This is a genomic window from Microbulbifer maximicatervae (SeqCode) (assembly GCF_052467615.1).
This window is the reverse complement of the sequence record NZ_CP174319.1, coordinates 2,867,029-2,894,019: the sequence shown is the minus strand read 5'-3', so window position 1 is coordinate 2,894,019 and position 26,991 is coordinate 2,867,029. Positions and strand designations below refer to the sequence as shown.

Annotated in this window: 18 protein-coding genes and 2 tRNA genes; 4 read left to right on the top strand and 16 right to left on the bottom strand. The window is 47.2% G+C overall.

The features are described from left to right. Positions 1-15 precede the first annotated feature (15 nt). The 15 genes from ACJJIM_RS12805 to ACJJIM_RS12735 all read right to left on the bottom strand — a co-directional run bounded on the left by ACJJIM_RS12805 (position 16) and on the right by ACJJIM_RS12735 (position 13,557). A complete protein-coding gene (locus ACJJIM_RS12805) occupies positions 16-1,176 on the bottom strand; it encodes a patatin-like phospholipase family protein (RefSeq protein ID WP_444911156.1) in 1,161 nt (386 codons plus the stop codon). 620 nt (positions 1,177-1,796) lie between these two features. Beyond that, positions 1,797-2,339: a hypothetical protein gene (locus tag ACJJIM_RS12800; protein ID WP_444911155.1), complete on the bottom strand. Its 543-nt coding sequence runs from the start codon at positions 2,337-2,339 to the stop codon at positions 1,797-1,799. Next, entirely contained in the window at positions 2,339-2,653 is a 315-nt protein-coding gene (locus ACJJIM_RS12795; RefSeq protein ID WP_413662626.1) for a hypothetical protein, read from the bottom strand. Before ACJJIM_RS12795 ends, ACJJIM_RS12800 begins: the two co-directional genes overlap by 1 nt. Positions 2,654-2,810: 157 nt before the next feature. Next, a complete protein-coding gene (locus tag ACJJIM_RS12790; RefSeq protein WP_413662625.1) occupies positions 2,811-3,794 on the bottom strand; it encodes a right-handed parallel beta-helix repeat-containing protein in 984 nt (327 codons plus the stop codon). Positions 3,795-3,913: 119 nt separating this feature from the next. Beyond that, positions 3,914-3,990, bottom strand: a tRNA-Arg gene (locus tag ACJJIM_RS12785). A 189-nt stretch (positions 3,991-4,179) separates the two neighbouring features. Beyond that, complete coding sequence (locus tag ACJJIM_RS12780) at positions 4,180-4,683, bottom strand: hypothetical protein (RefSeq protein ID WP_413662624.1); 504 nt, start codon at positions 4,681-4,683, stop codon at positions 4,180-4,182. A 192-nt stretch (positions 4,684-4,875) separates the two neighbouring features. Further along, positions 4,876-5,673 carry a potassium channel family protein gene (locus tag ACJJIM_RS12775; RefSeq protein WP_444911154.1) on the bottom strand — a complete coding sequence of 266 codons (798 nt, stop codon included), beginning with the start codon at positions 5,671-5,673 and terminating at the stop codon, positions 4,876-4,878. 806 nt (positions 5,674-6,479) lie between these two features. Beyond that, a tRNA-Arg gene (locus ACJJIM_RS12770) sits at positions 6,480-6,556 on the bottom strand. A 251-nt stretch (positions 6,557-6,807) separates the two neighbouring features. Further along, positions 6,808-7,449, bottom strand: a complete 642-nt coding sequence (locus ACJJIM_RS12765) for an outer membrane beta-barrel protein (protein WP_413662622.1) — start codon at positions 7,447-7,449, stop codon at positions 6,808-6,810. Between the two features lie 250 nt (positions 7,450-7,699). Next, positions 7,700-8,188 carry a DUF1993 family protein gene (locus ACJJIM_RS12760; RefSeq protein WP_444911153.1) on the bottom strand — a complete coding sequence of 163 codons (489 nt, stop codon included), beginning with the start codon at positions 8,186-8,188 and terminating at the stop codon, positions 7,700-7,702. 60 nt (positions 8,189-8,248) lie between these two features. Then, positions 8,249-10,468, bottom strand: coding sequence for an ATP-dependent helicase (locus tag ACJJIM_RS12755; protein WP_444911152.1), 2,220 nt, complete (start codon positions 10,466-10,468; stop codon positions 8,249-8,251). 66 nt (positions 10,469-10,534) lie between these two features. Next, positions 10,535-12,265 carry a SulP family inorganic anion transporter gene (locus ACJJIM_RS12750; protein ID WP_444911151.1) on the bottom strand — a complete coding sequence of 577 codons (1,731 nt, stop codon included), beginning with the start codon at positions 12,263-12,265 and terminating at the stop codon, positions 10,535-10,537. Positions 12,266-12,360: 95 nt separating this feature from the next. After that, the gene (locus ACJJIM_RS12745) at positions 12,361-12,795 is read right to left on the bottom strand and encodes a DUF6691 family protein (protein ID WP_444911150.1); all 435 of its coding nucleotides are present in this window, start codon (positions 12,793-12,795) and stop codon (positions 12,361-12,363) included. Further along, positions 12,795-13,238 (bottom strand): YeeE/YedE family protein, encoded by a 444-nt coding sequence (locus ACJJIM_RS12740; protein ID WP_413662617.1) that lies wholly within the window; start codon positions 13,236-13,238, stop codon positions 12,795-12,797. The genes ACJJIM_RS12745 and ACJJIM_RS12740 overlap by 1 nt, the downstream gene beginning before the upstream one ends. 4 nt (positions 13,239-13,242) lie before the next feature. Further along, a complete protein-coding gene (locus tag ACJJIM_RS12735; protein WP_282932131.1) occupies positions 13,243-13,557 on the bottom strand; it encodes an ArsR/SmtB family transcription factor in 315 nt (104 codons plus the stop codon). A 92-nt stretch (positions 13,558-13,649) separates the two neighbouring features. On the opposite strand from ACJJIM_RS12735, the gene ACJJIM_RS12730 reads away from it, so the two are divergent. The 3 genes from ACJJIM_RS12730 to ACJJIM_RS12720 all read left to right on the top strand — a co-directional run bounded on the left by ACJJIM_RS12730 (position 13,650) and on the right by ACJJIM_RS12720 (position 16,828). Then, positions 13,650-14,528 (top strand): MBL fold metallo-hydrolase, encoded by an 879-nt coding sequence (locus ACJJIM_RS12730; protein WP_444911149.1) that lies wholly within the window; start codon positions 13,650-13,652, stop codon positions 14,526-14,528. Positions 14,529-14,583: 55 nt separating this feature from the next. Beyond that, a complete protein-coding gene (locus ACJJIM_RS12725) occupies positions 14,584-14,997 on the top strand; it encodes a TIGR01244 family sulfur transferase (RefSeq protein ID WP_444911148.1) in 414 nt (137 codons plus the stop codon). A 91-nt stretch (positions 14,998-15,088) separates the two neighbouring features. Beyond that, complete coding sequence (locus ACJJIM_RS12720) at positions 15,089-16,828, top strand: SulP family inorganic anion transporter (RefSeq protein WP_444911147.1); 1,740 nt, start codon at positions 15,089-15,091, stop codon at positions 16,826-16,828. A gap of 148 nt (positions 16,829-16,976) precedes the next feature. On the opposite strand, the gene ACJJIM_RS12715 is transcribed toward ACJJIM_RS12720, so the two are convergent. After that, complete coding sequence (locus ACJJIM_RS12715) at positions 16,977-17,927, bottom strand: IS630 family transposase (protein WP_444911146.1); 951 nt, start codon at positions 17,925-17,927, stop codon at positions 16,977-16,979. A gap of 291 nt (positions 17,928-18,218) precedes the next feature. Between ACJJIM_RS12715 and ACJJIM_RS12710 the strand changes: the two genes are divergently transcribed. Further along, entirely contained in the window at positions 18,219-26,774 is an 8,556-nt protein-coding gene (locus ACJJIM_RS12710; RefSeq protein ID WP_444911145.1) for an RHS repeat-associated core domain-containing protein, read from the top strand. Positions 26,775-26,991 lie beyond the last annotated feature (217 nt).

Below are 26,991 nucleotides of genomic sequence, written 5' to 3'. Positions count from 1 at the left end.
ATTGTGATGAGATTTTTATCCGTTGGCAGTGGCCAATTGGTCAATTACCTGTTGTATTTTCTGTTTATTGTTCTTAATGAGTCGATCTGAGTGAATCTTGAGTGAGTCGATATTGTCGTATTCGAATAGACCGACATGGGGTTCAGTTACCTCTACATTGAGATAGTCATATTTGATCTTTACATTGTTGGAGAGTAATGAAGCAATTTCCAGGGCGTGCAATTGCTGCTCATCCATTGATCTTTGAACACTTGAGATAGCATCTCGTGCCCACTGTAGTATGCCCCAGTTTTTCAGGTCTTTATATTTCACCTGCGAACTGTTCAGCGGGGACGTGCCGGACCCAAGAATCAGCACATAGTAGTTCTTGTGAGGGAACTCTTTGATGATATCCAGGAGCGCAACACTTGCAGGGTTGTTGGCAGAAATACCTGCGTCGGCAAAGTATTTATGGCCCACTTCTTTGCTGTCAGCCATAAAGCCAACTGGGGGAAACAATGAGACCCCACTAACTGCAGCTGTGACCAGTTGGTATAGGCTGTTGGTAGGAAGCTCACTGGTATCTCCTCCTCGGTTTTTGAAGAGGTGAAGTTCACCAGTATTTACACTGAGTGAGGGGATAATCACATAATTTTTCAAATCGGTGAAGTTAAGCTCTGGTGTATAGTGCTTCTCCATCACTTTGTGAAGACGGCGACCCAAATATTTTGGAGAAAAAAGACCGGATGCCGTAAGCAGTTTATGATACCAAGGGGTTGAAAACAGATAATTACTTTTCGACTTATATAGGTTAATAAGCAAGTCTGTTTTTGAGTCGACATTGGCATAGTTTTTAGCTAGGTGAGATGAGCGGACATTTAAACCGGTAACAATGACAGCGCCCGTCGAGACACCACTAAACACATCGAAAAGCTCGTCAACTGGTTGCCCCAGTGCTTTTTCCAAGTGCTTAATGACATATAGCGGTATGAGTCCACGAATACCACCACCGTCAATGACAAGTATATTGATCGTATCTTTATCAATGAGGTGATTGCGTATCGCAGTCTCATCCTCTTGCACTGGTGAGCGATAAAATGTTGCGCTTGCTGTAAGGATATAGTTGTACAGATAGGCGCAGGCAGTGAAAATCACGATGATCACTGTACATATAATAAGGAAATAACTGAGTTCCATTTCTGCACCTATAAGGTATTTACGTCGCAAGGATATAGACACCGAATCTTTGATATTGACTAAATTGAGAGAGCGGGTTTTGCCGGGTAAGAACGGGGGCGGAAAAACGTATGATATTAATTTTTATGGGTTGAACGGTCCGTAGTTTTTTCTCGGTTGTAAGGGCTTTCGGTGAGAAAAAAGTGCGATTTCTAGGTCTGTGCGTCTTATTTTCAGTTTTCTGGTAATGATTATTTCGTATATCGATTTTTTCGAAATTATCGATATATCGATGATGACCGAATGGTTTAATATGAGCTGAAGATGACTATTTAGTTTAATTCCAATGGTTCAATGCTGGATGGAGTGCTGTCCTAATTTAGGATAATACACATTTCAAAAAATAAGTGTATTTCTGTATTAACTCATTAATTTTTCAGTGCTTTTTGCTTGACTGGAAATTCCACCTTTAGTTACTTTTTACGCATAGAATCTTGAGTGTCCACAGAGTCCAGCCTTCTAGGCTGACTCCCCGCAGGATTGATATCAGCGCTTGGCGTACTGGCTGGTATCAGAGTTCGCCCTTGATAGCGCTAGCCATGCAAATAGCCAAAAAGCTCTCGGTGGCTGAAAAGAGGGGTTCAGCAAGGAGAGGAATGCTTTTTAAAGGTATTGAGCAGGGTTTTGGCTTCTTTAAGGCTTAGCAAGTGTGCCTTGAATGAATTGGCCCCGGCATTTACTCCCAGAGAGATCAATTTCATCACTACATTGAACGCGAGTTCTGATTTTAGGTAGGGGGTAAATGCCAGAAAGGCATTAAATATAGACTGATGAACTCTGTTTAGTAACTCTTGTATATCTGGATTGCTGGTTGATATCTTCTCGGCCTTTTTCTCAAAGGCTTTTAGCTGATTGACATACTCTGAAAATAACCTGAGATTAAACACAACCGTTCTGTGCTCTTTATATCCGGCAATGATGGTGCTGAGTGCATCATTGATCTTGCGTAAGGCTATGTAATCATTTCTTGATAGGTCGGTATAAGAATCGGAGAGATAGCCGATCGTATCTCTCCGTAGCTGACAAAACTCAAATAAGTGTTGATCATGCTTCTTTACTTCCAGAAGCTGATATATTTTCGCGAAAATGAAGACAAGAGCAATTGCCGGCAATAGATAGAGCACTACTCAAACTCCTTTTCATTAATTGGCTTCTTGGGCGCGTTTTTCCTAGTGGGAGGTGAATAAGAGAAGGCGTTGTCCATCAACTTTAAAAACCTGTCCCTATATTCTTTATTATCTGCTGCAAGCCGGTCAATTTCAACTTGTCGGTCCTTCAGGCGCCCACTGTACATCCAGAAGAGGAGGTAATGCGCAAAGATGAAAAATATGACAAAGAGGCCATTCTTAAGCCCCACATTCTGTACGAACTGAAGTATATCTTTGAGGATATCAGTCATGTAGTCCCTTACTTCTGATTTTGACAGCTCCTCATGCATTTTTAACTATTGAGACTCTTGATTCAACTTGGTTTAACTTTGAACAGTAATTTTGGTACTTGAGTCTTATTTGCTTCTGTTTAAACCCCGGATATAGCCTTCGTGAGACTGGAGGTGTCCGGCCTTGCAGCGCAAGCCACTTCTCTAGTTTGGGTAGTTAGTCTAAGCATGTGGGGTCTGAAGTAGTGAACTGGTTTCCACTCCAAAGATTTCTTTCATTGCAGTCGGGGTCAAAGGGATCTGCGAGGTCAAATTGCTGATTGCCGTTTAGGGTATTCCCGGTAATCCGGTTGTTTAAGCTATTCGAGTCAGTAACGATAATACCGCCATTGCTTGATAGTATCGATAGCCCATTATTGGATACCGTGTTGCTTGCAATCGAATTGCTTGAGCCGCCACTTAGATTAATGCCCACCTGCCCATTATCCGCCACATTGTTACTTGCTATGTTGTTGAAATTACCGTTTATCAGGATTCCAGCTTCACCGTTATTCTCAATGATGCTGTTAGATACAAATGTGAAGTTGCCGTCAATCTCGAAGCCGTCCTCGCTAAACCCAGAAACGGTAGTAAAGGAGATATTGTTATAGTCTCCCAGGATTTCAATGCCTTCGTCTCCGCCTCCTAGTACCGTACTGCGACTAATGGTGTTGTAATCGCCAAAAACCTCAATACCATCAGAGATGGTTGAAGTAGCAGGACCTGTAATATCGACGTTGGTGATGGTATTGCCGTTGCCGAATAGCAAAATTGCATTTCTTACAGCGCTATTTATTTCCATATTGGAGATGGAGTGGAAGCCTGAGCTGGAGGTGATGACACCATTGGTGCAGTTGGTTAGTTGGCCGTTGCTGAGATATGCTGCGGTGCCCTGTAGGTCTATTGCGTAGAAATCTGTTTGGGTTGGGTCCAGCGATACGCAGCTAAGCTCAAACTCCGCCATATTCAGGCTCCCTGATGGGCCTACAATGGTGAGTGCTACAGGATTGGCGATACTCAACTCGCAATTCAGGTCCTGAGATAGAGTGGTGGGCTCAGATATAGTGTCGCCGCATTCAATGGCCAGTGCGGCCGTAGATAGGGTAAAGACTGCGGCTAACAAACCTAGCTGCTTAAGTACATTCAGAGTCGTGATATCCATGGCGCTACCCCCTGAAAACTTCTCCTTGTTTCCATAATCCAAAGCCTAGCTGTGTTTTGGTGTTGAGGTTGTCGCAATAAAAAAGGGGCTTACGTCAAAAAACGTAAGCCCCTTGAAAATGGCGCGCTCGGGAGGATTCGAACCTCCGACCGCCTGGTTCGTAGCCAGGTACTCTATCCAGCTGAGCTACGAGCGCGTCGAGGAGGCGCACAATATAGATTGGTGTAGGTAGAGTCAAGCTTTTTTTCATATGAAGCACTTTTTTGGTGTTTGGTGGCCGTAAAACCTGTTTGTCTGTTTCTGTTTTCTCACAAAGGGATTTGGCTCAGGAGCCGTGGGTAGGGCTTTCTAGAGGTTATAAGAGGCTTTTTAGGCTCTACGGCGACTACTGACTGATCGTTCCGCTATTGCTTGTTCCCAGCTGGGTCACATTGGCAAGTTGTGAGGTTCCACCTTGGCTAGCTGTGAGGCTGTTCAGAGTCCCGTTTTGAAGGGATGTTAAAGTGTGGTTCATTCCGCTTTGATTCGACATTACAGAGTTCTCCATGCCGCTTTGGGTGGTCCATGAGCTAATTTGTGAGCCTGTCTGAAACAGTGTTTGTGAATTTTGCATGCCTTGCTGGCTTATATTTAATTGGTTAAAGGAACTGTTGGATTGATTGGCTGACACGGTATTTAGCTCACCAACTTGATCTCCAATAGCAAAATTATTACCGCCTGCACTCTGACCAAGGCTGGATATATTTCCAGTGCCAAATTGTGTAGAGCTGGCAAAATCAGAAATGCTTAAGCTGTGAGATATTCCACTCTCATTTTGATCCCCGATTTGTAAAATTTGAACGGTACCCAGTGAGCTTTCAATCTGTATAGATACTCCGACATTAATCAAAGTACAGCTAGAAAAATTGCTACTTGCTACTGATAAATAATACTTGAATTGGAGTTTTGGGGATTAGGGGTAGTATCTCCGGCAGTATTTATTATTTAGGTGGGATTATTGTATTGCCCGAATAGGACAGCTTATGGTTGGGATAAATCTTAAGGCTCGGATCTAGTTTGTCCTTAACCTCTTGGCGGTTTGTTAGCCTTGGCTAACGTGCGACTCTAGTGAATTGATATAACCCATATATATGTCTCGGTCACGCCTGTCTCCATTTGCATCTACTCCTGCCATAATGTCATTGATTAGATTGAATAGAGTTTCCGATAAAGTCTCTGATGCTTCACTTACAGCTTCAAGTCGGACAGACTGGCTTATATGGGTATAGAAGAAGTCCAATAGCCTTGTATCGTGGAGATTTATCGTTGAGCAAGCCAATTCTATTTGTCGTGCGTATATTTTGTATTCCGTCATGATCATTGCCCTGAACTTGTAGTTACGAGGGAGGGCTTCCTTAAGGATATTTGCATTTCTATTATTATTGTTCTCCAAGTATGCTCTAAAACCCATCATGTCATAGGATGCTGGGGCTTGTTCTTTGTGGGTTATAGTACTGATAGCCGCGGCACAAAAGTCGGCCATATGAACTCGAAAATAGTGGTATGCATTTTTTAATTGTTCGACTCTTTTTTCTTGTCTTAATTTTTCTTGTCGGTTTGATTGGTATTTTGTAAATTCATTCAATAGTAGCCCAAATGTTGCAATTCCCGTCAGTGTTTCAATGGAGGTTAGTAGATAACCGAGCTCATTGACAGGGTAAATTTCTCCGTAGCCCAAAGTTGTTATTGTTACAATGCTGAAGTAGATACTTTTTGTGAAATCGAGCTTTTCATTTATACAGGAGTCACATTCACTATATATGGCAGCAAAGATGAAGATTACTGAAAAATAACCGACAAGTATTTTTTTCCATGTCAGAAAAGATAGGAAACGTGTCATGTTCTGTGCTCATTAACTATAAGCGATATAATTTATGCCTGCGTCATTCCTTTTGGGATAATTACGATCGCGCCAGCAAGTGTAAAAGAGGGCTGCTTGCAATCAGTCAATCTGAATTATGGTGACTGTTTTGATCTTACGTTTCTATTAGCATAGTAACGTTAGCTAAGTTGTGAATTATTGAGTCGATACTATAAGGTGTATTGCTTATGGGTTGGTGGTGATGTTGAGAGCATCATTTGCATTCATGAGTTGATGTGGAGGAGGTAGGTTATATCATCGAGAAGCTCGCCCCTCAATTTATCTAACACCGAAAATGGTCTGTACGCGAGGGGGTATGATTATTGCTCTTCAGCAGAGAGTACTGATGCGTAATTCTATTACACCTGATAATGGCTTTCCGTTGACAGTTTGTCGACTGGGGTTCACCCACTTAATTGTTGCCGGTGGAGCTCAGTTAAAATCTAGTGCTTGCCCAATCGCTGGTTTTCTTCTTGGGAAAGAGGAGCTGGCTCAGCCCCTGCTTATATAAATTTATCTATATCACTGGCAATTTATGTTTCTGGCAGTGAACGGCCAATTCCCTCACTAGCTCCCAGCAATGGGTTCAAGGTGAGGAATACTTCCTAGAAGTTCTTGTATTACGGCCCGGTGACGGATGCCTTATGGTGGAGTTCTGGGGGAGTTGATAGCGGTGGGGCCGACTCAGGCATAAAGGTAGTGCTGGCGGTGATATATGCATGCGGGTTTTACCGCGCTATAACAAAAAAGGGCTTACGCCGTTAAGCATAAGCCCTTTGTTTGTATGGCGCGCTCGGGAGGATTCGAACCTCCGACCGCCTGGTTCGTAGCCAGGTACTCTATCCAGCTGAGCTACGAGCGCGTTACGGATGCGGATATTATAGATGCCCCTGGTGCAAGTCAACCTAAAGAATGAAAAAATCCTTAAAAATCATTATGTTGGCTAAAGATTAGGCATTTTGGGGGTATTTAGTGCAAGCCGAGATTTTCTTGGTTGCCGATTGGCTCCCGGCTACCTCTAGGTGGCCCAGAGGCATTTGATTGTTTTTAACTTTAGTGAGCGAAGGGAGCTGCAGCTGCTTTCTCTGTAGCCCCTCCTGTTTGTAAGGTGGATTAGAAGCGGGCTTCCAGTGATAGGTCAAACCCGTTAACGGCTACAATGTCGTTATCGATTGTCTTCCACTGAAGCTTTCCTGAGAACTTATCGGTAAAGTCATAGGTAGCACCAAGGCCGTATGTTAGATCCACATCTTTTTCACTGTACCTCTCAATTGGAGATATGAGTGACCACCAAGTGGATACAGGTCTGAACTCACTGTCGACCCTGGTGTAGGAAATACCAAGATTCGCACTCAAGGTCAGTTTTTCGAGAACCGGGTAGTGAGCGACACCGCTCAACTGAAAACTGCTGACTTCAAGTGTTTCGTCATCCTCGACGTAGGTGTTTATGTACTCTTCTTTCCACTCGTCATAATAAGTGACGGGGGAGAGATACTCATCCTGGGCGCTGCCAAAATTGCTGTATCCAGCTTCTACAGAGAAGTACGGGTTAAATTTATATCCGAGATAAATATTTAAAGAATTTGTTTGATCGCCGAAGCGCTGCCCCTCAAGGTAGTGGCCGGATCGGGCTTTCTGACCATCGAGGTCATGGTAGCCTAGGCCAAACCCGATATAGAACGGGTTCTCTTCGGCTATAGAGACATTAGAGATTGTTAGAGCTAAGGGGACTAATAATAGTTTAGAGATTTTCATACCGGTTACTTCTATTCCATGAAAAGTTTGGTGTAGATGTCGAATTGTATCGCGTTTATATTTTTTTTTATGAACTTGGTCAAGTTATTTTAAATGAGGTGAAATTTTCTGAGTCTGAATTTTTAGCACTATAGTAATAGTTGCGGCTCGTGGTGATGTTCTGGTTAATACCGTGAGGGGGTATATTTGGCGAATTATTTTTGATGATAAAGAGCTGGAAGAATTTGGCGCTGAAGTGTTTTGGTGATTTTTATATAAAACTAAATTCAGCTGGGTAACTGTGGAACCCATCAAAATCGCCTTTGTTAAGGGGTACACTATAGCGGCGTGCGATTGCATAAACCATACTCATATGGAATAGTAAGTTTGGAAGTATGTATTGATGGATATATTGTGGTTGTGGGAGATCCACTGTTGTAAAACCCGCTTTATCATTGATTCTTCTACTGCTGTCCAGATCGGTTACTTCGGGTAAAGAATCTAAATAGCTTAGTGTTTTCTGGATGGTTCTCAGAATACCCTCCTTTGTACTGCCATCTTCTTCAAATGCCACAGTTTTTTGGTCAACGAGCGGGCAGTACCCACGAAGAGAAAAATTGGCCGCAATTTTTGCATTCTCGGCTAAGCTGAACATATCTGGTGCCAGCTGCTTGTGAAATATTTCCTGCGGAATTTTTTTCACAATTGAAAGCAGTTGGGAAAGATGATTATGAAGAAGGCTCTTGATAGATATTTGCATTAGGTAACCTGATAATAGCGGAGCGAATTATTTTTTTGGTACGCACGTTCCTAGGTATTGCTACATCAGGTATTGTGACAAAATTTCCCAATCAAACCGTCGAGCTTTTCCATCGCTAAATAACACCTCGATACGCTTGTCCCCCCATCCCAAAACCCTTCCATAGCCAAGTTTTCGATGCCGCAGCCCCTCTCCAGGTTCGGGTTTTCGCATTGGTGCCCGGGGTGCACTGATAGTGGGGTTGTAATCGCAAGCTTCTAAATAGTGGAGCGCTTGGCGTGAAACCGGCACATCAGTGTCGATTTTTTCCGGGCGCTCCTTAAGGGAGTCTGCCATCAATTTACTTAAAGGAAGCTGCATTTCATTAATAAATAATGAAGGCTGCGAAGCCTCGGGATCATTCTTTTTGGAGTCTTCTGCAGGGGCCAACAAGAAGAGTTTTGACTTGGCGCGGGTCATCGCCACGTACATCAAGCGGCGTTCGCTCTCCAGTGACGCGGGTGTGCTGAAGTCCCGTTGGGGCTGATAGGGCATATTGTGCTGGGTGAGGGTGGGGATAATCACTTGTTCCCACTCCAAACCTTTAGCCTGGTGCATAGTCGTTATCTGTATAGCATCCGCTTCGGTTTGTTCGCCCTCCCGGTGTTGGCGTTGCAGCTCTTGTAGATGTGCCAGGGCTTCAGCGGGCGGCTGCTTCAGAGTGTCCAGGTATTTGCAGAAAGCGAGGATGGTTTGTTGTCTCTCCTCCCCTTGTTGGCGGGTGAAGGCGTCGTCAGCGATTCCGCTGAGAAGTTCCAGTTCACCGATATGGCGACGCAGTAGCTCTCCAGCGTGACCGCGCCAGCTTTCGATCTGGGTAAGCAGGTCTGCCCGTTGGCGCAAGCGTTTGGTCTGGGGCTTGCTCAGGTTTTCAGGTAGTAGGGCAATTAGCTTCTTGCCCCAGCCTTTGTCCAGCGCTGCCAGAGATGAACAGATGGGCTCCAGGACTTTGCGCGGAATACGCACATGGGGAGAGGTCAGCCATTCGTAAAGTCCCTGCTGGCGACGCTTGGGAGGAAGTTCGGCGAATCGACCGGAGGCAATATTTAAACTCCAAAATAAGGGGCGGAGCTCCCGGCGCGAAAGGACGGTGTTGCGACTTGCTGAGCGGTAGGGAATATTATTGGCCAGCAGTGCCAGTTCAATAGGAGCGGCGATAGACCACAGCCGCACCAGTACGGCGACTTCCCTGAATGACTGACCTTGCTTTTGACATCGGCGCAGGTGCTCTACAAGCCAGCGCCCCTCCTTATCGGTTTTTACCAGCTCGATTTTTGTTTGCTGATCTTCATTGGCTGAAATACAGAATATATCGGCGCGATCGCGATTGTTCTCAATAAAGTGGTTGGCGGCCAGGGATAGCTGGTGGCCGTAACGGAAAGTGCGGCTCAGGTGATAAATATTCGAGGGGGGAAAATCCCCATCGAAAAATGTGAGCAGGAAATCCGGTTTGGAGCCTCGCCATTCGTAAATTGTTTGGTCTGGGTCGCCAATCGCGATGACGTTGCCAGATTTTCCGTAGAGAACTCGCAGTAAAAAGTGCTGTATCTCATTGATATCCTGGTATTCGTCCACCAGGATATCTTCGTAATAGCTGCCGTACTGCTCGGCCATTTCCTCATCCATGCTGAGCAGCATGGCTGGGTCATAAATCAGGTCGGCGTAGGTAACCGCATTTTGGCTGCGGCGCCAAGCTTCAAAAGTGCGAAATACTTGCAGAAAATACATGTATTCATCGCCGAGCTTCAGTTCCTGAAATGCGCTGAGATCTCCCGACAGAATCGTTTTGGTGTAGTCAATAAAAAATTCAGCGGCCTCAATCTCAGATTGCTTCCGTGCTCTAATCTCTTCGAGTTCGTGAGTGGGCGCGCACTCTTCAATGGCCTTCCAGATTTGTAATTGGATTGTGGATTGGGGCAGGGGGGATAGGTTGGCAGCAGCGATATGATCATTGGCGATCATGCGTTGGTATAAACGATATCCAACACTGTGAAAGGTATGTACCGCTGGTGTCGAGCCTTCAGTCAGCTGCCGTAAGCGGCGGTCGAAGTCCTCCCGAGCACTGCGGTTGTACATTAATACCAGCAGTCGTTCGGGGGCGATACCTGCATCAAGGCGGTTCTTTATGTAGTGCAACAGAGCAGTGGTTTTGCCAGAGCCGGCAACGGCAATGATCTTGGCGTGACCACCGGCATGATCTGCAATTGCCTGCTGTTCAGAGGTAAGGTTATTTCCGCCCATCGCGCTCTTTGCTCAAATACTGGATATTTTGCCAGTGTTTGATGCTGTCTTACAAGTCGCGCAACCTTATTCGGATGGTTTGTCGCTATCGGAGATTTGATGGTGGCGCAGAGCAAGCTCTGCGATGTAGGGGGAGAGGAACACGCGGCCGCTCAATTCCTGCAGTAACTTGGAGTGGCCCAGGCGATCCAGTACAGCCCCCTTTACCTCAGCCAGATGCAGCTGGACATTCCGATTCTGTAAATCCCGGTTTACTTGTAACAGACGCTCTATCGCTGTGCTGTCGATCCGGTTAACAGACGATAAGATCAGCACCATATGGCGGGTATTGCGATGTCGCTTTATCTCTACAAAAAGTCGCTCCTCAATCGCATTGATGTTGCTAAAAAACAGGTTCTCATCAATACGCAGGAACAAAATCTCAGAGTCGGTTTTCACCGTATGGCGAAGTACATTGCGGAATTGCTCAGTACCCGGTACACGCCCCACAACAGCGATATGTGGCCGGCTGGCTCGCCAGATCAATGTGGCGAATGAGAGCCCGACGCCCAGGGCAATCCCGGTCTCCACGCCAAAAAACACTACCCCGAGAAATGTGCCGGCCATAGCCAGTCCATCGGTGCGGTCGTAGCGCCAGTGGTGGGCCATACCCTGGAAGTTGATCAGGTTTGCGGCTGCAACAATGATGGTGGCAGCTAGCACGCAGATTGGCAGTTCGGTAAAGACTTTGGTGGCATACAGAAGTAGCAGGGCGATTAGCACTGCGGCTATCACGCCGCTGAGGGGGGTTTTTGCTCCACTCTCATCATTAACGGCTGTCCGTGCAAAGCTGCCGGTTACCGCAAACCCTCCTGAAAATGCGCTGAGAAGGTTGGAGGCGCCCAGCCCCCGCAGCTCCGCATTAGTGTTGAGCTTCTCGCCGCGCCGCTGGGCGATAGAGTGAGCAATAGATAAGCTTTCGACAAAGCCGAGCAGGGCAATAATCAGGGCGGGCAAAAGCAGTTTGTAAATCAGCCCCGGGTTAATAGAGGGGATACTTAGGTTTGGTAGGCCAGCGGGAATAACTCCCACAACGGGTAATTCCTTCTCCCAGTGAAAAATAGTGGTAAGCACAATGGCAATCACCACGATAAGCATGGGCGCCAACCGTGAAAGCAATTTGGATCGTGCTGGGCCGACCCCGATTTTCCTGAGCAGGAAGGGCAAACCTAGACGGGCGGCAATTAAGCTGGCCAGTGCAATGAGCCCTAGCAGAGCTGCTTCCCGATCGGTTTCGGGTAGGTGGTTAAAGGTGCTGATCAATATCTCGAGAACCGTATCCCCATTGCTTGATATTCCCAGTAAAGGGGCAATCTGCCCGGCAATAATCAGTAAGGCGGCGCCGGAGACAAAACCGTCAACAACCGGAAGACTCAAGAGGTTGGCGAGGCTGCCGAGGCCAAGAAACCCCATTAATAGCAGGATTGCTCCACTCAAGAGCGCTAATAATATGGCTCCGGAAATGTACTCGGGACTTCCCGGTGAGGCTGTGGGGGTGAGAGCTGAAGCGGTCATCAGGGCGAGCACGGCCACCGGGCCGACGGACAGCACTGAGCTGGAGCCAAACAGTGCGTATCCTACTAATGGGAGCAGCCCAGCGTAGAGCCCTAGATAAGGGGGCAAGCCGGCAAGTGCGGCATAGGCGAGGGCCTGTGGGATCAGCATCATGCTGGCCAGTAGGGCGGCAACACTATCTCCCACCAGCCACTTGGGCTGGTAGCGTCGAAGCCATGGAGGGATTAGGTGGAGTAGCCGCATCCTTACGCTTGTTTCTGCTCTCTTCCTGCCGCAATTGTGTGGACTGCTCAAACAAGATAGACGGCGGCTGCCTCACCGTAGTGCTTGGGCGCAAGTTACTCCACTGCGGCAGTGCGCTTGATTCCGAAGAGTTGGAATATCCCCATACCCGTGAGCATGGCGAGCATAAAAATTACCGCTTTAAGTTGTCCTGCCCCAGTAGCGACAATCGCCGGTCCGGGGCAAAAACCCGCCAGTCCCCAGCCGGCGCCAAATAGAAGGCTGCCCAATACCAATCGGCGATCAACCTGGTTACTTGCCGGCAGGTGAAGCGGTTGCTTCCAGATAGACTGTCCCCGCCGTCTGATGAAATGGAATAGTGGCAGGCCCACAGCGATAGCGCCAAACATCACCAGTCCCAGAGAGGGATCCCAGGCGCCGGCTAAATCGAGGAAGCCCAGGACTTTCTCTGGGTTGGCCATACCGGAGAGCAATAACCCCAGGCCGAAAGTGAGCCCGGCCAAAAGTGCGCTGATATTGGTTTTCATCATCATTGCCCCAGCTGGCCGATCAGGAGGTGTCGCATTAGAAATACGGTTGCGAAGCCCGCGGCCATAAATATCAGGGTGGCGGTTAGCGAGCGAGTGGAGAGTCGGGACAAGCCGCAAACACCATGGCCACTGGTACAACCGGAAGCCATCCGCGTGCCCAGGCCCACCAGTAATCCCGCTGCAATTAAGGTGGGATAACCTGCCTGGATATCAATGTCGGGCACTGTTGCAAAGATTTTCCAGGCAAGAGGGCTTATCAATAGTCCCCCGATAAAGGCCAGGCGCCATAGGGAGCCCTGGATTTGGTCAAGCAGTCCGCCAATGATGCCGGAGATACCTGCGATACGACCGTTGAAGGCGAGTAAAGCGGCACTGGCGAGGCCAATCAGCAGCCCCCCGGCGAGTGCAGTGCCCGGGGTGAAAGCGGTCCAATCGATGGTCATGGGATTACTCCGCACAGTAGAGCTGGTAAAGGGTTTGCAGCAGGGCGAGTACTCGCGGGTCTGCAACCCGGTAGAAGACGTTTTTTCCTTCGCGGCGTGTTTCGACCAGGCCTTCGCGACGGAGGACACCCAGTTGTTGGGACAGGCTTGGTTGATGAATACCCAGGCGCTCTTCCAATTCGCCTACATTTAACTCTTCCTGGCTGAGCTGACATAGAAGTAGCAAGCGGTCCTGATTGGCCAGGGAGCGCAGCATCGCTGCCGCCTGGCCAGCGGAATCGCGCATTTTGTTGAGATCGAGATGTTCAGTATCAGGCATAGGAACTAAATCAATTTACACAATTACAATATATTGTTTTATATAATATCACATTGTATATTGTTGGTGTAGTGAATACGGGAGAGCAGAAGATGGCTCATGAAGAACACTGTGCCCGGGTACAGCCGTTCCTGGATCGGGATACAGAAACCTGGAGCTATGTGGTGTACGACAGGGAAGGGGGTTCCGCTGCTATTGTGGACTCTGTGCTGAATTTTGATTCAGCCTCGGGTCGCACCAGTAGCCGAGGTGCTGAGGCGCTGGTGTCATTTATTCAAGAGAAAGGCCTGACTCTCGAGTGGATACTGGAGACTCATGCCCATGCTGACCACTTATCAGCGGCACCGTTTTTACGCCAGCAATTGGGTGGGCGTATCGGGATCGGTGAGCACATTTGCCAGGTGCAGAAAATCTTCCGCGATGTATTTAACCTTGAGCGGGAATTCCTGGCAGATGGTAGTCAGTTTGATCATCTCTTTAAGGATGGTGAAACTTTCCAGGTCGGTAAGCTGACAGCGAAAGTGATTTACAGTCCCGGCCACACCCCCGCAGATATGGCCTGGCTAATCGGCGATGCGCTTTTTGTTGGCGATACCTTATTTATGCCGGATGTTGGCAGTGCGCGATGTGACTTCCCCGGCGGCGATGCGTCAGAGCTGTATCGCTCAGTGCGTAAGATCTTGTCCCTTCCCGACCAAACCCGCATGTTTATGTGTCACGACTACCCGCCTAAAGGTAAGCGGGGCTATCAGTGTGAGACCAGCGTGGGAGAGCAACGCAGGGAGAATATTCATTTGCGCGATGGGGTTGCCGAGGAGGATTTTGTCGTGGTGCGCCGCAAGCGCGATGCCACTTTATCTGTGCCGCGGCTGATAGTACCGTCTGTGCAGGTGAATATTCGTGCGGGGCAAATGCCCCCGGCAGAATCGAATGGTACGGTTTATTTGAAAGTACCGCTTAATCAGCTTTAAACGAAATTATTGATCGATATATTTATTCAGTTGAATGCATAGAACTGAGGTGACAATGAATATTAAACAATTAGATGAACAGGTGAGCGTTTCTGAGCATATAGCCTGTGAAAGTATGGTCCCATTGGCTCAGAGTGGGGTGCAAGTTGTGGTATGCAATTGCCCGGAAGGTGAGAGTGAGACTCACCCTTCCTATGTGGAAATGGAGCAGGCCGCATTAGCGGCGGGCATTAAATTTGTGGCTATACCTTTTACTCGCGGACATATGATGCGAAATCACTGCGAGGCATTTCGTGATGTTTTGCAGGACGGAGACAAAGTGCACGCGTTTTGCCGGACGGGAAATCGTTCCAGCCAGGTATGGGCCGGTGCCAAGATCCTGATGGGGGCAGATAAAAAGCAGCTCAATTCCCAGGCCCAGGCCGCAGGATTTGATATTGGCGCTGTGCTGATATCGATTGAACCCTAGCTCTAAAGTGCAGCACTTTCGGTGCTGCAATTCAAACCCTTCTTCTAAGGCGATAGAACTCAGGCCGTAAGGCCAGAGCGGAAAACAGATCATGGCGATGCAGCATCTCACCAGATGGTTTCCCATTCTGGCTACTATTCACTCCTATAATCGGCAGCTGCTAACCCAGGACCTACTGGCGGCTTCAATTGTTACCGTGCTCCTTATTCCCCAGTCCCTTGCTTACGCTTTGCTTGCCGGATTGCCACCTGAGGTGGGCCTCTATGCGAGTATTGTTCCGCTGCTAGTCTATGGCCTGTTAGGCAGCAGTCGAACACTATCCGTAGGACCTGTAGCGGTAATCTCCTTAATGAGCGCCGCTGCCCTTGGAAAGGTAACAGCGAGCGGTGAGGTGGACTACCTCACTGCAGCAGCGATATTGGCGCTCTTATCTGGAGGAATTCTCACAGTATTAGGTATATTAAAGTTAGGTTTTCTCGCTAACTTTTTATCACACCCGGTAATCTCCGGCTTTATAACTGCTTCTGCATTATTAATTGCACTTAATCAGGTTACCCAATTGCTGGGTCTATCGGTCCATGGAGATACAATATTAGAGCTGTTGCCTGGCTTGTTCGAACACTTGGGTGGCTACAATCAGTTGACCTTGTTAGTCGGCTTGGGGGTGGTGCTATTTCTATACCTATCTAGAGCTTGTGCGGCAAAACTATTGCAAAGATTAGGAATCACAGCTGATACCGCTAATCTTCTGTCTAAGTCAGCCCCCGCAGTAGCAGTGCTGATAACCGTGTACTTCTCATATACTTTTAACCTAGAAGCATGGGGAGTAGCCCTTGTTGGCAGTGTTCCTTCGGGGCTGCCTCAATTTAGCTTGCCAAAGCTGTCGGTTTCCCTATTTGAGACACTTGCGTTACCTGCGCTAATGATTGCTATCATCGGCTATGTAGAATCGATATCCGTGGCAAAGACTTTAGCCGCAAAACGTAGACAAAGAATTGATTCCAACCAAGAACTGGTGGCTTTAGGGTTTGCGAATGTTTGGGCAGGTTTTTCTGGTGGATTTCCGGTAAGTGGTGGCTTCTCACGCTCAGTTGTAAATGCTGACGCGGGAGCACAAACACAGTTTGCCAGCCTATTTGCCGCAATAGGCATTGGATTCACGGCTCTTTTTCTAACGTCACCACTATATTTTCTTCCGAAAGCTACTCTCGCTGCCACTATTATTGTTGCAGTACTTTCACTGGTAGATTTTTCTATCTTGCGCAAAACTTGGCAATTTTCCAAGGCAGATTTTCTTGCTGTAGCGGTGACAATCTTCGTTACTCTATTATTTGGCGTTGAGTCGGGCGTGCTCTGTGGAGTGGGTGCATCGCTATTATTATTTATTTGGCGCGCATCAAAGCCTCATATTGCAGAGGTAGGATTAATCGAAGGCACTGAGCATTTCCGCAATATAGATCGACACCCAGTTAAAACTGCTTCTGAGATTCTTACTTTTAGAGTAGATGGCCGTCTGATGTTCTCTAATATAAGTACATTGGAAGAGCGTATTTATACCCGTCTAGCAGGTAATTCCAAGGTCAAGAATATTATATTGATGTGTAGTGCCGTTAATGAAATTGATTGGAGTGCCTTGGAAGTACTGGAAAGTATAAACAGTATCTTACTTAATAGAGGTGTTCGACTTCATCTTTCTGAAGTTAAAGGTCCGGTGATGGATCGTTTGGAGAGGAGTAGTTTTCTGCAGGTGCTGTCTGGTCAGGTTTTTTTGACCCAGTATCAAGCTTTTTCTTCGGTTTCAATTGTTAATGATAGTGCTGAATCGACCTAAATATTTTTTTTAAAAAAATATCTGATCCGAGCTTCTTTGGGATTGTTTTAAATGTTTGGATGGAGGTTACTACCTAGACAGCAGCAAAGAATACAGTCGACTCTTGAAAAAATGATTTTACAAGTTTTCTATTTTTCTTGATACTCTGCTAATCTGCATTTGCACGACTCATTAGTGTCTCACCTTTTTTCAGCGGCTTCTTTGAGGTCCCTATATTTCTCATACGATTCCAGACCAACTCATCTGGATTTAGGTCTGGTGCATATGGCGGTAAGAATACCATTTCAAGCTTGCCATCCTGTGAACCGACATACTCCAATACCTTTTTCGATTTGTGTACTGGGTGCCCATCAACAATGAGAATCACTGGTCTTTTCTGGCTTCTCTGGAAATTTTTGAAGCATTCTACGCACTTTTCTGCCGTGAACTTTTCACTATAAATATGATACCAGAAGCCACCTCTGTTCGATAAAGCTGAGATCGCATTGATTGACTGTCTTTGACCACTCGTTTTTACCACTGGAGTTTTTCCTTTTTCTTCCCATGTCCTTTGGAGTGGATCGTCTGATCTGATACTAGCCTCGTCCAGCCAAAATATTTCTGCCCCAGTTTTTTTCGCATAAGATTTAATCTTTGGGTAGACTTCCTTTACCCATTTATTCACCACCTTCTCATCTCTCTCGTAAGCTCTTCGTAGAGGCTTTTGTGGCGTCAGGCCCAGTCGATATAGAAGTGTGCCGACACTAGAAACGCTAAGTTCAATCTTGAATCTCTCAAAAATCAAATCCGATACGAGCTGACGTGTCCACAACCCGAAGTCAAAGCCATATTGCCTTGGATCGCTACTAATAATCCATCTCTTGACTTCCTCTCCTTCAATAGCTGACAGTTTTCTACCGCGTCCAGGTCTAATTTTTGGAGATAGCGCTTCAATACCTTTCTCCCGAGCAGTCCTTAACCATGGGAAAATAGTTCTGCTCCCCAACCCTAAGCTACGACTAACCTCCGCCGCAGATTCTCCATCAAATACTCGCTGAACAGCAATTTTACGTATGAGGTGCTGCTCCTCAGTACTAAGTTTTCTTGCATCGTATTTCATGCAGTTTATATTACCAGAGTGTACTGATTATTTCTGCCCCGCTAGTAAGTTGATCTCCTTAATTGTTTTATCTGTACCAGTTATTCATGTTTTCTGATGATATGTATTTTAATTGATTTCTGTGGTTAGGCTCATCTTTATATCTTGCAAAAGTTTAACTCTAGCTTATATATGAAATGCACAATAGGCAGGTTTTTAGATGGTTCGTTATTTATTTTAAGTTGCTTCAAGTGAACATTTCCTTAGAATGCCGATTAAATAATTTTATTTATATTGGGTCTTGGCGGAGTTATGAAGCTTCTAGTGGGAATCCTTTTAGCCATTTCATTTTTTTCGGTTAATGCAAATGCAGTTACATCGCCATCAATTGATAAGGATGGGCAATTTACTGTCAGTTGGATTTTGCCGCTTGGTCATGAGGATCCAGTTGTACGAGAGTACAAGAATGGTGTATTTCTGGGAACAACGTCAGTAGGGCCGGTAGGGCCGACCCAAACCTCCGTAACTGTTTCGGGTCGATCTGATGGAATTTGGAAATACTCGATTGCTGCGCATAGCACTATTGGCGATGGAGGGCTTCCTCAGCCTTTACCGGAGCCAGGCCAGCCTGATTCCTCCTCTACGGGAATTGTTACCCTGGGGACCACCACTACAGAAGTTTTACTTTCACCGGGTGTGCCCGGTGGTTTTACTGCACCTACCTCGGTACAAGAGGGTTCCTACCAAATTTCGTGGAGCAACGCTTCTGGTTCTGTAGACAGGTACGAGTTACAAGAGAAAAAGAATAATGGTGGTTGGGCCCGTGTCAGCAACTCATCAAGTAAATCAGTAAACATCAGTGGGCGTGATAATGGTATTTACCAGTATCGGGCCAGAGCTTGTAATGACAGTGCATTTTCTAGTGCAATTTCTTGTGGTAGTTGGACAGGTATAAAGACCGTTACTGTTATTTTCCGGCCATCATCAATCGCAACACCTGCAAGCGATAACAATGGAGTCTATAGCATCAGCTGGCAATCTGTTAGTGGTGTTGAAGAGTATGAGCTGCGAGAAAAGCTCAATAACGATAGTTATAAAACAATATACACGGGGAGTGCTACAGAAATCACCCTCTCTGGAAAAGTTACCGGAAAATACCAATATGCCGTAAGGGCAAAGCTTGCAGGTAAGTATAGTGCCTGGCGATATTCCGGGGGCTTTTATGTCAGTGTGCGGCCGGGATCCATAACATTTCCCTCGGGAGTTGATACCGATGGTAGTTTCTCGATTAGCTGGGATAATGTCTCCGGAGCTAACAACTATATTCTCGAGCAGCAAAAAAATGGCGGTAGCTGGGTGAGTCTGGATACAGGTTCTGATAACTCCCATACCGTATCAGGGTTGCAAACAGCTACTTATGCATATCGAGTAGCAACTGTTATTGAAGGCATACATAGTGAATACCGCAACTCGGGTAGTAAAGTCGTTATTCTAACTCCTGAATCAATTACTGTGCCGTCAGAAGATAATGATGGAAAATTCGCAGTGGAGTGGGCGGCAGTAGCTGCAGCCAGTGATTATGAGCTTCAACAGCAGGTTAATGGCGGTAGTTGGTCGACCCTCGCGAATTTACAAGAAACCTCAAGAGAGCTGACATTAAGTACTTCGGGTAGCTATAAGTACCGGGTTCGAGCCAAGCTAGGTGGAAGTGTTGGAGCTTGGAGAACCTCTGCAAGTGCTGTGGTCTCCATTATCCCCGCAAGTATCACTATCACAGAGGTAGATAAGTCTGCGGGGAAATTGAAAATTTCCTGGGGAGAAGTGCCTGGAGCTGATGAATATATACTAGAGCAAAGCAAGGGAAATGGTGCTTGGGTAGAGACTTGCAGGATCGTTGGGACAGCTTGTGATCTCTCCGGTTTACTTACCGGGGAATATTCATATCGGGTAGCCGGTATAAAGGGTGGCTTGCTGAGTGGCTTTAGAACATCCACCGTTGTTGTTATTCGTGGTGTAGAGCAGCTTTTGGTTCCCTCAGAGGTTTCTGGTAATAGCTTTTCAATTGACTGGAGTGCAGTTGATGGTGCTGATAGCTATGAACTTGAGGAGCGGTTTGAGTCTGGCAGCTGGGCAACAATTTACAAAGGGTCAAACCTTACTCAATTTATTTCCGTCTCTCTTGGCGGGACTTATCAATATCGAGTACGTGCAACATTGGCAAATAGTCAGGGAGCTTGGACTACTTCTAATGGAGTAGAGGTTATTGGCAGTACTAATCCAAGTGATCCAGAATGGGCTCAAGGCTTGGTTGAAGGTATTACACCACTTGATAGCGCCTATATTGAAGCAAGCCCCAAGACTCATAATGCTGGGGTTGGCACAATGGAGGGTAGTGGCTCTGTTTCCGGAGGAGCTGCGTCATACAATATTCCAATTCAACTCCCACCTGGTCGTAATGAAATACAGCCAAGTGTGAGCGTTAACTTTAGCAGCCGAGCAGGCAACAACCTTCTTGGGGTTGGGTGGTCTATTAATGCGACCTCAAAAATTTCTAGGTGCCCTGAATCTCTGGCAATTGACGGGGTAAAGGGGGTTGTAAATTACGATTCAGATAGTGATAAGCTGTGTTTGGATGGTGAACGTTTAATCGCAGTATCCGGAGTTTATGGCCAGTCTGGAGCTACCTATCGGTCGTTGATAGATACTTTTGCCAGAATTACACAAACCGGTGATATCAATGGTGCTTCAACTTACTTTAAGGTGGAGTATAAGAATGGCCGGATAGCCTATTACGGCTCAACCTCAGATTCTCGTCACTCTCACGGTGGTAAAAGCCAGATTTACAGCTGGGCTTTAGCCAAGGTAGAAGACCGTACTATTATTTCTAATTCAATTCACTATGAATATTCTAATTTTTCTCATGGTGAGCACCTATTAACGGATATCTATTACTCTGGGGAGGGGGATTCACAGGGAGATAGAAGGGTTCATTTTGAATATGAAGCTCGCCCTGATATATCTTCGATGTATCTCGCAGGTGGACTTACGCGTTCAACTCAGCGTCTAATAAGTATTGATACCCGTATTTCCAGTAGTGTTATTAGAAGTTATCACTTTTCTTATCATCTAAGTGATGCCTCTGCTCGCAGCCTGCTAAATAAAATTGAAGAGTGTAATTCAAGTGGAGAGTGCTTTCCCGCCAGCACTTTAGGCTGGAATGAGAATTCTCCCACTTTTACCCTTGAAAAAGTGGGGTATTTGAATAGTAGTGGTAGTTTGTCGCCACAATTACAGCACTTAAATCGAGTATTGTCCTTAAACTCAAGAGGTGATGTCGATGGAGATGGTGTTGTTGATTGGCCACTTTGGCGACATGATGCTGAAGGTGTATTTAGAAGCTCTGAAGAGTATGCGGGTGATTTTTGTAGCAGTAACCCACTGACTCATAGGATGTATTGCCTGATTTCAGATTTCGATCGGGATGGCAAAACTGATATGTGGCAAATAAATTCTGGAAAACTACAAATCAGTTATGAAAATAGTAATGGCAACAGATCTTGGCTGAGCACAGATATTTCCTTCGATTTAACCGATGTAGAGTTAATCCGCAGTTTTGGGGATTTTAATGGAGATAACTGGCCAGATGTTATTGTAGAGCGCGGTAGCCTCGATGGTTCGGGATACTTGCAATTGTACTTGCATTCTGGAGAAGTCAGCAGGCCATTTTCTACCGCGCCTGTCAGAGTTTACGATTTTGAAACTTTCAATGCTGGCGCGCCGATAGGTGAATTTAGAACCAGTGAAGTGCAATTTATTGGTGATGTCGATGGAAACGGCTCCGAGGACTTTATTGAGGTTGATCTTTATATTGATGCTGAAAGTCAACTCGCTACAGATCAACCAACTCCCAAAATAGTTTTTTTAGCCAAGCCGAGCTCTGTAGGAAGTTTGGCCTTTGAACAAAAAGCGCTGTTATCTAATGCTGGCGATGCTCCCTTCCAGCAGAGTCACTTTCATTACTTTATGGATGTAAATGGTGATGGTCTTATTGACTGGCTCAGCTGGCAATCCTCACTTTTTATGGTTGCTGTGAACAAGGGAGATGGCACCTTTACAGATTGGCAGCCTGTGGCAGGGGCAGATATTGAAACTCGTCAATTACCGCTTGGAGAGTTTAAGGGGGACATCACATTCTTGCAATATCCCCGCTATTCTCACAGTTTTAGGCAGTTCGATTATGACGCGGATGGACGCGCTGAAATCTTGGTGCCAGGAAATTATCTTGCTGAGGCCTGTCATACAATTATTGACGATGGTGACCAAGAGGAGCGTTGTGGCACAGAATTGTATGACCCGGTCGACCAGCAGCCAGATGGGGCTTTTTCCTGGGCATCGCTGAATACTGAATTCTTCGATGATAGTGTTTTCCAATATAAAGCTATGAAGTTTGTGGAGGATGCGAGCGGAAACTTCTCAGTGCAAATGCTGAATACCCCATTGGTGGGATCTGCTGTGGAAACGGTGGTAGTAGACGGTTTTGGCAACGGACTTAGCGACTTAGTATTTGCTTACGGTTGTAGAACTACGATGACCGATTGCACTATCCGTAATGTTACGGGTGCGATGTCTGGAAAATCTGCGGGGTTGTATATCAATCGGAATAAAGGCGCTGCAACGGGCTCTGAGCGCTATGAGCCACTGGATATGCTGGCTTCTATAGAAAACGGACTTGGGTTTAGGGATGAATGGCACTATCGCCCCTTGTCTTCCCGTGATGACCGCTACCATTCCAGTACAAAACCCTTCTATGAGCGTGGTGGCTACTTGGATAACCTGCCATCCTCAGTACAGGAAGATCACTTCGAGTTTACCTCCAGCATGTATGTGGTGGCAGAGCATCGTCAGTCCAATGGTGTTGGTGGCTTGAATAAAAAGCAGTATCGTTACAAGGGGGCTGTATTTAACAACAATGGCCGTGGTTTCCAGGGCTTCCACACCATTATTGAGGAAGACCTGGCTGCGGATATAGAATCCCAGTCTGACTTCCACCAGATATTCCCCCTGTCGGGCAAACTGCATAAGCAGCGTCAATGGGCGCTGGGAGATCGTACTGCCGATAGCAGCAGCGTCAATGCCTTTAAGGAGTCCAGTTTTGAATGGCAGTTCTGGCCCAAGGGCGGCCACTCATCCCCCGTAGAGGTGGACGCCCTCACGGATTCGTGGAGCGTCTCCGCCAATGACCCCTATTTTGTTGGCCCTAAAGAACAGAGTTCGACTTACCGCACGCTAGAAAAATCTGGCAATAGCCGTACACATTTGTACACCCAGAACCAAACCACCAGCTTTGATGCCTGGGGCAATGTACTATCAGCGGAAAACCGCTATGAGGAAGCCAATAGTTCTCATATTGTCGTATCCACCACGGATACCCAGTATACGGCTGCGGATGAGACCAACTGGTGGATCAATAAACCTTCGAAGCAGACAGTCACCAAAAAATCCATTCAAAGCCGCAATGGAGTTTCTATCGCTGCAAATACGGATGAGCAACAATCCGTAGTGGTGGACTTCCTGCAGTGGGATAGCAACGTCCGTAAACCCAAGCAGGTAAAAACCACACCGTCTAATGGTAAATGGACTCAGGTGGATACCGTTTACAACAGTCACGGTCTGCTCACCAAGGTCACCACGTCAGCAGAAGGGGAGGCGCAAACCCGGGTAGTGGAGACCACCGCCTTTAGCGCCGATGGATACTTCCCCAAAACGGTTAAAAATGCCCTGGGTCACACGGTCACCACCGAGACCAATGCCAAGTTCGGTCAGCCGGATTCGGTCACTGATGCCAATGGTTTGACTACTGGTTACAGTTACGACGCCTTTGGCCGTGCTATTAAGGTGACGGCGCCCTCTGTACTTGGACTTAAGGCCGCACCGGATCTCTTTACCGCTTTACAGTGGTGTAATTCCGGCTGTAGTCGTGCGTCGGATGCGTTATTTAAAACCGTCCAGCAGCAGGCTGGTATGCCGGAACGAATTACCTATTACGATCAGCTCGGCCGTGTAATCCGTACAGAAATTCAAGCCTTCGACGGTAGCGACTGGATTGCACGAACCGTTACCTATAACGCACTGGGCCAGACCACCTTCGAATCGGTACCGCACTACGCCAGCAGCGGCACAAGTTATGGCACTCGCTACCCGGATTACGACACCTTCGGACGCGCCTTGCGCAAGACGGTAAACCAGACCAACGGCCAACAACTGGATGTGACCTACACCCACGAACAGGCCAGTGGATTTACTACCAGTATTCAGGTGAATGGCCGCCTGATGAGTCGCACCTACAACGGCCTGCAGCAACTGACTGAAACCATTGATGCCCTAAGCGGCACTACCCGCTATGCCTACGACGGTGCCGGCAATCCCATCGTATTGCAGGATGCCAGCGGCAATCGCATCACTGCCAAGTACAACGCCCTTGGCCAGAAGGAATGGGTGGACGATCCCAATATGGGTTCCAAATCGTTTACCTATACCGGCTTTGGTGAAGTGGAAACCGAGATAGACGGCAACCTGGATATCACCAGCTTTACCTACGACCGCCTCGGCCGCATGGACAGCCGCAGTGTCAACGGCACCGAGGAAGCCAGCTGGACTTACGACAGCGCCGCCAACGGCAAAGGCCTGCCCGCGCAGGAGAGCCGCAGCGATGCCAACTATGCGCGCAGCTATAGCTACGACGCCCTGAGCCGCCCCTACAAAGTCACTACTGCCATCGATGGTGAAGACTTTGTGACGGTCAATCACTTCGACAGCAACTATGGCCGCCTAAAAGGGCTCAGCTATCCCTCCGGGCTCACCCTCCAATACGGCTATAACAATGCCGGCTACCAATTCCGCACCAGCAATGCCGCCAGTGGTTATACTTACCGGGAAATCACCCAGATGGATGCCTGGGGCGAATGGGAGTTTGCCAATGTCGCCGCCGGCAATTACACCATCGGCCGCAGCTTCCATGCAGAAACCGGGCAGATGGCCGGCACTACTTTTGATAACTTGGTACAAAACCACCAGGGTATTGCCTACCGCTACGACAGCTTCGGCAACTTGTCCGAGCAGGTAGTGCAGCTGCCCTCAAAAACTCCGGCACTCAATGTAGAGAATCACTACTACGATGCCTTAAACCGCCTGGACTACAGCACCCGCACCGATGGCCCCAGTATCGATTACGACTACGATGCTATCGGCAACCTGCTGAAAAAAGACGACTTTGCCAGCAGCTACAGCTACACCGGCGGCAGCAATGGCGGCCCCAGTGCAGTGAAGAGCGTGAGCCTGATCAACGGCGGCACCAAGACCTACGGCTACGACCAGAACGGCAACCGCACCCATGAAAATGGTGCGCAGCAGATCTGGTACAACGCCTTTAACAAGCCCACCCGCATCAACCGCAACGGCGCCAACCTGTACTTCTACTACGGCGCTGACCAGATGCGCTACAAGCAGGTAAATCAAACCAGCGGCAAGACCACCCTGTATATCGGCAAGCTGTTCGAAAAAATTACAGGAGGCGGTGAAACCCAGTACCGCCACTTTATCGGTGATATTGCCGTACTCACTACTACTGAGAAAGGTAGTGAGATCATCCACAAGATTGGCTTCAGCCATCGTGATCGGCTGGGCTCCGCTGTTGCCGTGGGCGATGAAACCGGCAACCTAAAAGAAAGCCACAGCTTCGATCCCTTTGGAAAGCCGCGACAGGGCAATATCCTCGATAAAGATGCTGCGATCCTGGAAAGTGTCTACAGTACCCGGGGCTTTACGGATCACGAGCATCTGGACGATGTGGCATTGATCCATATGAATGGACGGGCCTATGATTATAACCTTGGGCGTTTCTTGAGTGTTGATCCGGTGATCCAGAGTCCTGGCAATAGCCAGAGCTTGAATCCCTACAGTTATATTATGAATAACCCGCTGGCAGGGACCGATCCTTCGGGTTATGAGATGGCTGATGAGGTTGACGAAGAGGAAAGCATTGAGGCGCAAGCGGTAGAGGTTGAGTATCAACAGACCGGCAGCCGGCTGACCCGAACAGCGAAAGTTACACAGACCTCAAATGGTTATACGGTTCAGATGGGCTCGACTGCACTGGGGGGTGCTTCAAGTGCGGCGGCTGCGAGCGTGACCTCGGATTTGATGGGATTGGCTAGTCGGGGGAATACAGGTGTATCTTCTACTGGTGGTGTAAGTGGGCAGAGTGGCGATGCAGGGAATACCACTACTAATCAGTCTCGGCCTGAAGGAGGTGCTGTTACTAGTTCAGATGATGGTGCACAAAAGGGGTTTATTAAACCTTCACCTCCGTACAGGGTTGCTACGTTTCCTGGAAAAGGAGGAACAGTATCCTACGTTGACCCAAACTCTCTAACAGTTTCTGTATCAGAGTGGAAGAGCTTAGATATTGTTGAAAATTTTATTTGGGGTTCGTTTAAGGGACTTGCTGTTATGCGAGGTGGCCAATTGCTTGGGCTTAGTAAAGCCTTATCAGGTGGTGCCGGTGGTACAGCGGCTACTAGTGGCGCCACGGAGAATTTATTTCTTCAAGTGCAAACTACGACATACACAGCTAATGTATCAAATTGGCATGGTCAAGTGTATTTCGGGCTGCTTGGAGGTGTTAAAGCTATTGATTTTCAGGGGCTTTCTAATACAACTCCAATGGTATTAGAAATAACTAGACAGTATCGTGTTATGTCAGGCTCTCAAGTATTGTATACCTCCAGTCCCGACACTATCTCTGCAACACGAGTTTCAAATTATATCCCTAATTCAGCTGGATTCCCTGCATATGATACTTATCGCTAAGTTTTATCATTTTCGTTTGATTTTTATTAGTATCATATTGGGGGTACTTTTTGTTTGGTCAGTGGTTCCAATTTCTTTGGAGATTCATGCGTTTTTATTTGATAGTCCAATAATGAGTCCTGATGAGATAACTAAAATAGTCCAAACCCTTTATGTTATTTTATTGCCTCTTCTGATATCGATATTTTTATATGGCATGTGGTTTACTTACAGCTCT